This window comes from Betaproteobacteria bacterium, assembly GCA_016791345.1.
In the GTDB taxonomy this organism is placed as follows: Bacteria; Pseudomonadota; Gammaproteobacteria; order Burkholderiales; family JAEUMW01; genus JAEUMW01.
Genome location: JAEUMW010000257.1, coordinates 1 through 5,737, shown reverse-complemented (window position 1 = coordinate 5,737; position 5,737 = coordinate 1). Strand labels below are relative to the sequence as shown.

The 5,737-nt window shown below is 67.4% G+C and carries 9 protein-coding genes; all 9 read left to right on the top strand.

The annotated features are described in order from the left end of the window. Positions 1-644: MotA/TolQ/ExbB proton channel family protein (locus JNK68_10155; GenBank protein MBL8540721.1), on the top strand; the 644-nt coding region annotated here is incomplete at its 5' end. A gap of 2 nt (positions 645-646) precedes the next feature. Beyond that, on the top strand, positions 647-1,069 hold the full coding sequence (locus tag JNK68_10150) for a biopolymer transporter ExbD (protein ID MBL8540720.1): 423 nt from the start codon (positions 647-649) through the stop codon (positions 1,067-1,069). 7 nt (positions 1,070-1,076) lie between these two features. Then, positions 1,077-1,874, top strand: coding sequence for an energy transducer TonB (locus tag JNK68_10145; protein ID MBL8540719.1), 798 nt, complete (start codon positions 1,077-1,079; stop codon positions 1,872-1,874). Between the two features lie 264 nt (positions 1,875-2,138). Beyond that, positions 2,139-2,474 (top strand): cation transporter, encoded by a 336-nt coding sequence (locus tag JNK68_10140; protein ID MBL8540718.1) that lies wholly within the window; start codon positions 2,139-2,141, stop codon positions 2,472-2,474. Beyond that, positions 2,461-3,153 (top strand): ferritin, encoded by a 693-nt coding sequence (locus JNK68_10135; protein MBL8540717.1) that lies wholly within the window; start codon positions 2,461-2,463, stop codon positions 3,151-3,153. Before JNK68_10140 ends, JNK68_10135 begins: the two co-directional genes overlap by 14 nt. Before the next feature lie 2 nt (positions 3,154-3,155). Continuing rightward, the gene (locus tag JNK68_10130) at positions 3,156-3,452 is read left to right on the top strand and encodes a hypothetical protein (GenBank protein MBL8540716.1); all 297 of its coding nucleotides are present in this window, start codon (positions 3,156-3,158) and stop codon (positions 3,450-3,452) included. Further along, positions 3,449-3,787, top strand: a complete 339-nt coding sequence (locus JNK68_10125; GenBank protein ID MBL8540715.1) for a hypothetical protein — start codon at positions 3,449-3,451, stop codon at positions 3,785-3,787. Before JNK68_10130 ends, JNK68_10125 begins: the two co-directional genes overlap by 4 nt. Then, positions 3,771-4,289 (top strand): hypothetical protein, encoded by a 519-nt coding sequence (locus JNK68_10120; protein MBL8540714.1) that lies wholly within the window; start codon positions 3,771-3,773, stop codon positions 4,287-4,289. The genes JNK68_10125 and JNK68_10120 overlap by 17 nt, the downstream gene beginning before the upstream one ends. Further along, positions 4,289-5,737: heavy metal translocating P-type ATPase (locus JNK68_10115; GenBank protein MBL8540713.1), on the top strand; the 1,449-nt coding region annotated here is incomplete at its 3' end. The genes JNK68_10120 and JNK68_10115, both read left to right, overlap by 1 nt.

The following is a 5,737-nucleotide window of genomic DNA, read 5'->3' as shown; positions in this document are numbered from 1 at the left end:
TCGATATCGTCAATCTTGTTCTCGGACTTCTCGCACTCCTCTCCGGCCTGACGTGGACGGTGGGGATTATCAAGTTCGTCCGTTTCCAGCAGGACAGGCGCGCGAGCGAAGGGTTCCTGAAGGCTTTCAGGCAGGCTTCATCGATACAGGACCTGCCCGCGATCCTCGATGCAGCCAGCGGCACGCTGACCGCTGTCTGTTCGGCGGGATGTCGCGAACTGGAGTCGATCCGACGCTCGCCGATCGTCCTCGATGCGATGGATCGTCGCGAGATTCTCGAACACACCCTGCGCCAGCAGATTCACGTCGAGCAGACGCGACTCGAAGACGGGCTGGGGATCCTCGCCAGCGTGGGGTCGACGGCCCCTTTCATCGGTCTCTTCGGAACCGTCTGGGGCATCATGCACGCGCTCATCAGCATCTCCCAGGCAGGTTCGGCCGGTCTCGACGTCGTCGCCGGGCCCATCGGCGAAGCGCTGATCGCCACGGCCGTGGGCATCGCTGCCGCCGTCCCCGCGGTGCTCGCCTACAACTACTTCCGGCGCCGCGTCAGGCTGGCGGTGGTCCGCATGGAAAGCTTCGCCTCCGCGTTCCAGCATCTCGTCATCAAGTCGCGACACGAATCCCCTGCAGGGGGGCGCTGAACATGGCGATCATCTCCAGCTCGGACGACGACGGCATGATGGCCGACATCAACGTGACGCCGCTGGTCGACGTCATGCTGGTGCTGCTCACCGTGTTCATCGTCACGGCGCCGCTGCTCGTCAACGCGGTGTCCGTGAAGCTCCCCAAGGCAAACGCGAGCGCCGCGTCGAGCAACCTCACCAACGTGCGCATCAGCGTCACCGCTGCAGGGGTCGTCTATCTCAACGAGGCGACGCTTGCACCTTCCGGGATCGCAGACGCGCTGCGAAGACTGCGCGCGCAGGGCGAGGTCAGTGTCGAGATACTCGCGGACGAGAAGGTGCCTTATGGTGCGGTCGCAAAGGTGATGGCGCAGATCCAGAATGCCAGTGTCAGCAAGTTCAGCTTCGTGACGCTTCCGGAAACAGATCCGCAACACCCGTGAACCAGGGATGAGCGACGAGAGAGCGGGCACATCGCCGCGGCTCGTCCTGGCCGCACTGGCGATCTCGATCGGATTGCACGCTGCAGCGCTGTCGTTCCTCCCCCACTTCCGCAGACCTGCGTTCAAGCCTGCAACCCGCGTCGAGCTGGAACTGGCGACCCCGCCACCGCCGGCACCGGAGGAGTCTGTCGAGATGGCGCCGACTCCCGCGCGCGAGAGCCCGCCGCCTCCACCCGAAAAGGCCCCTGCGCACGCGCGCAATGCCCTCTCAGCGAAGCCGGTGAAGAAGACCCGTCCGTCGAACGAGGTCGCGCTGCCCGTGCTGGCCGCGAAAGAACCTGCGGAGGAAAAGGACAGCCATGTCGTGCTCGAGGTGCCGGCGGCACGCTCACCCGAGGAACTTCCCCTGGGCACCCGACCCGGAACCGAGCCGTTCAGCACGCCGCCGGCGGCGAGTCCGGACGGGCGCAGCACCGCGGGTACCGGGGACGGTACCGGCGATGACGAGAGTCGGCTCCAGGGTTACCTGCGCCGGCTCCATGAGCGCGCCAGCCAGCACAGAAACTATCCCCTGGTGGCGCTGCGCCGGGGTTGGCAGGGGCGCGCGCGGGTCGCCGTGAGCTTCGCCGCCGGCGGCGCGGTCGTCAGCGTCAGCCTCGATCGTTCGAGCGGTCACGACGTGCTCGACGAGCAGGCCGTCGAAATGGTCCGAAAGGCGGTCTCGGAGTTGCCCATCGAAGCACGTCTTGCCCGGCGACCAATCACCGTAGTCGTGCCGGTCGAGTTCAAGCTTGCGTCATCCTGAGCCGCAAGCTGACCCGCAAGCCTGCCGCGGTTTCTCCAGGCATTGAGCGAGGCCGGAGAGCCCCGTCTCTTTTGACCTGGATCAAACATATCGCACCGCACAATGATATAGTTGCAACGAACATTCAACGGCCCGCCTCACCGGTAGCCCGCCAGCCGTCCGCACTCTGCGCGCGGCAAGCCAGTCAGGGCGAAGCGTCCCGACGACGCAATGGCTGACAATAAATCCGGTACACCCATCCCCGGCGCACCGCGCGCAAGCGATCTGTGGCAGATCGTGTCCAAGTTTTTGCCCAGCCTGCGTCTCGCCCATCAGATTCCCGGACGCGTGCGCCTCAAGCTCGACGTCGTGGGCCTTCTCACCAGCAACCTCCGGAAGGGCGATATCGAGCGTCTGCAAAGTGCGCTCGGCTCGATTCGCGGGGTGCGCTCGATCCGCCTCAATCTGCCGGCCCGCTCGTGCGCCGTCGACTACGACAGCACCATCATTCCGGACGCTGCCTGGGCCGATCTGCTGGCCCAGCGGGCAACACCGGACGCACAGGTGCTGATCGACATTCTGCATGAAGGATACGAGGAGACCCTTCGTGAACAACTATGACGAACCCATCCTTCGCAGCCGCGCCGTCAATGCCAACGCGCCCTTCCCCGTCCTGCACCAGGTGCTGCGCATCGCCCTCTACGACGAGTACGCGGCGCGCAGCTTCTATGCGCGCATGGTGGAGGCGTTCGGGCCGCAGCCGCCTTTCGGCACCATCGTGCCATCGCAGGAGCGGCGCATCGCCACGCTTTCCGCGCTGTGTCAGCGCTTCGGCGTGCCGCGCCCGCTCGACCCCTTCCCGCTGGAAACCACGGTGGGACCGAGCTGGCTCGCCAACTGTCAGCGCGCCGTTGCAGGCACGGTACAGAGCGCGCGGCTCTACGAGAACCTGCTCACGCAGGTGGCCGAGCCGGAGGTTCGCGCGGCTTTCCTGAACCTACAGGCGGCGCTGCAGCAGTACCTGCCCCCGTTCCGCGAAGCCGTGCTGGACGCCGCCGCCAAGGAACGCTATCACGCCGCCCACGGCATTCCGCCGCAGCAGGCATACGTGCACCACGGCGCGATCTCCGATTTTCTGGAGAAGGCGTTCGCCCAGCTCGGACCGCGGGCGGGCCCGCTCGGCGTTCTGAGTCCCCTCCTGCGTCAGATGCATCCCGCCATGCTGGCCGGCATGGTCATGGGTGGCGCAGGGGTCTATCTGTGGAAGAACAGAGCCGGCCCAACCCAGAGGGAGAACTGATTATGTATCCGCTCCTACCGTTTGCAGCAGGAATGCTGGCCGGCGCAGTCGTGCTGCGGCTGCTCAAGACCGACACGACCAAGGCCGGTCTGGCGAAGGCTCAGCGCGGCCTGCGCGATGCCACCGTGTCCAGCCTCGAGACCATCGAGAACGCATCCGCACGGGCGCGCGTGCGCCTGACCGCCTCTTCCCCTGAGGCCGCTGAGCCGACCGCGGCCGTTGCGGCAGCGTCGAAGCCGCGCAGAGCCCGTGCGCCGCGCAAGCGCGCCACCAAGGCGGCGGCAGAGGAGGCATCGTGAACTTCCGGCAAGACCCGCAATTGCGGCCGGTGACGCCGCCACTCATCAGTGGCGGCTTCGTCAAGGGCTTCGTCGCCGGCGGCTGTCTCACCGCTGTTCGGGTGACGGGACGGCCGCCCACGCAGGCGGACGCGAAGCGCATCCTGCGCCGGGCATTGCAGGGCGGTGCTGCCGTTGCCGCCGGCGAGCGCGCTGCCATGGCCTACCGTCAGGGCGACTACGGCGGGATGCTGGTAGCCACAGCGGCGGGCGCGGCGGGTGTGCTGCTCATCGAACGACTGCTGCGCGATTGCGCACCATGCAAACAGGAGAAGTCTCATGGGCAAGAAGCATAGGAAGCACGGCGGTCACGGCCAGAACATGGCCTACGGCGCCGCTCCACAGTACGGCATGCCGGCCTATGGCGCGCCGCCGGCCCAGGCCGGCTACGGCGCTGGCACCGGTGGCTGGCAGCAGATGGGCGAGGACGCGTCGGGAATGGCGGGAAACGCACCCGGCGCACCGCACGGTGCGCATCACCACGGCCCGACACCCGGTCGCATGGGCGCTGACTACGGTGCCGGCTACGGCCCGGCCTATGGCGCCGGCATGACGGACTCCTCCCTCCTGCAGGGCCTGCCGGCGTTCCTGCGCACGCGCCAGACCGAGCAGTTCCTGCTCGGCGCCATGGTCGGCGCAGCCGCGGCCTGGGTGCTCTCCGACGAGGAACTGCGCGGCAAGCTGGTGAAGGCCGGCATGAAGCTCTACACCACTGTGGCCGCAGGCTTCGAAGAGATGAAAGAGCAGATGTCCGACATCAAGGCCGAAGTCGAAGCGGAGCGTCACGGAGACGCGTGATGTCGGCTGCCTGGTTCGCCTCGCTTGAGCCGCTGCACCGGACGCGCGGGCGCGTGCGCCTGCGCTACCGCTGCCGCTCGGGGACGACGCTCGATGCGTTGCGAATCACGCGCGGTGTGGAAGCCGTCGCCGGCGTGCGCCGCGTGCAGGTGAACACTGCTGCGCGCTCGATGGCGGTGGAGTACGAAACCGGAGAGACCGACCCCGACCGCTTGGCGCAGGCGATCCTCGCGCTGAAACCGCCGCCGGTGAGAACTGCGCGGTCGGCAGACGACGAGTCGACCGAACTCGGCGCGGTTGCCGTGAGCGGTGCCACCCTGCTCGCGACGCAAAGTCTGCGGCCGGCGCTGCAGGGACCGGTCGCCTTCGGTACTGCCGTGCCCGTGCTCGGCCGCGCGATGGATGACTTCCTCAAGCGCGGCATCACGTCCCACGTTCTCGAAGCGCTGGCGGTGGCGATCTCCATCAGCCGGCGCGATTACCTCGCTGCCAACGCGACCTCGTTCCTGCTCGCCCTCGGTCAGTATCTCGAGAATTCCATCGCGCATCGCTCCGACGAGATGCTGCGCAGCCTGCTCAAGCCGGCGAGCGGCCAAGTGTGGATCGAGCGCGACGGCGTCGAGTTGAGCGTGGATGCCGAGGAACTCGCGGTCGGCGACACCGTGATCGCCGCCACCGGAACGGTGATCCCCGTGGACGGCACCGTGCTCGGGGGCGAGGCCCTGGTGAACGAGGCGACCATGACCGGCGAGAGCGTGCCGGTGCGGCGCCGCCGTCGCGACCGCGCGCTCTCCGGCACGGTGGTCGTGGAAGGTCGATTGCGCATCTATGCCGAACAGGTGGGGCGCAATGCCGCGGCGGCGCGCATCGCCGACTTCGTCGAGCAGTCGCTCGCCGCCAAGAGCGAGACGCAGCTCGAGGCCGCACGCCTGGCCGACCGCACGGTGCCGATGGTGCTCGGGCTGGCCGGCGCGACCTGGCTCTTCTCGAATGACTGGGCACGCGTGGCCGCGGTGCTTCAAGCCGACTATTCCTGCGCCCTCAAGCTCGCCACGCCGGTCGCCTTCAAGGCCGCGATGTACCGCGGTGGCCAGACCGGCATCCTCATCAAGGGCGCCAGCGCGCTGGAACGTCTGGCCGATGCCGATACCTTCGTCTTCGACAAGACCGGCACCCTCACGAGCGGCAAGCTGCAAGTGACCGATGCGGTCGCCTTCAGCGCCGGCTATACGGCGGAGGATCTGATCAACCTCGCCGCCTCGGTGGAAGAGCACTATTTCCATCCGCTGGCACTGGCGGTGGTCGAAGCCGCCCACCGCCTCGACCATCCGCACCACTTCGACCACAAGGAAGTCGAGTTCATCGTCGCTCACGGGGTGGCGAGTGTGGTCGATGGCCGCCGCATCGTGGTCGGATCTCGCCATTTCGTCGAGGACGACGAGCGCATC

Bases quoted from the DNA above. Each gene is read 5' to 3' on its own strand.
- JNK68_10150 (MBL8540720.1), top strand. From the start codon at position 647: ATGGCGATCATCTCCAGCTCGGACGACGACGGCATGATGGCCGACATC.
- JNK68_10145 (MBL8540719.1), top strand. From the start codon at position 1,077: ATGAGCGACGAGAGAGCGGGCACATCGCCGCGGCTCGTCCTGGCCGCA.
- JNK68_10130 (MBL8540716.1), top strand. From the start codon at position 3,156: ATGTATCCGCTCCTACCGTTTGCAGCAGGAATGCTGGCCGGCGCAGTC.
- JNK68_10120 (MBL8540714.1), top strand. From the start codon at position 3,771: ATGGGCAAGAAGCATAGGAAGCACGGCGGTCACGGCCAGAACATGGCC.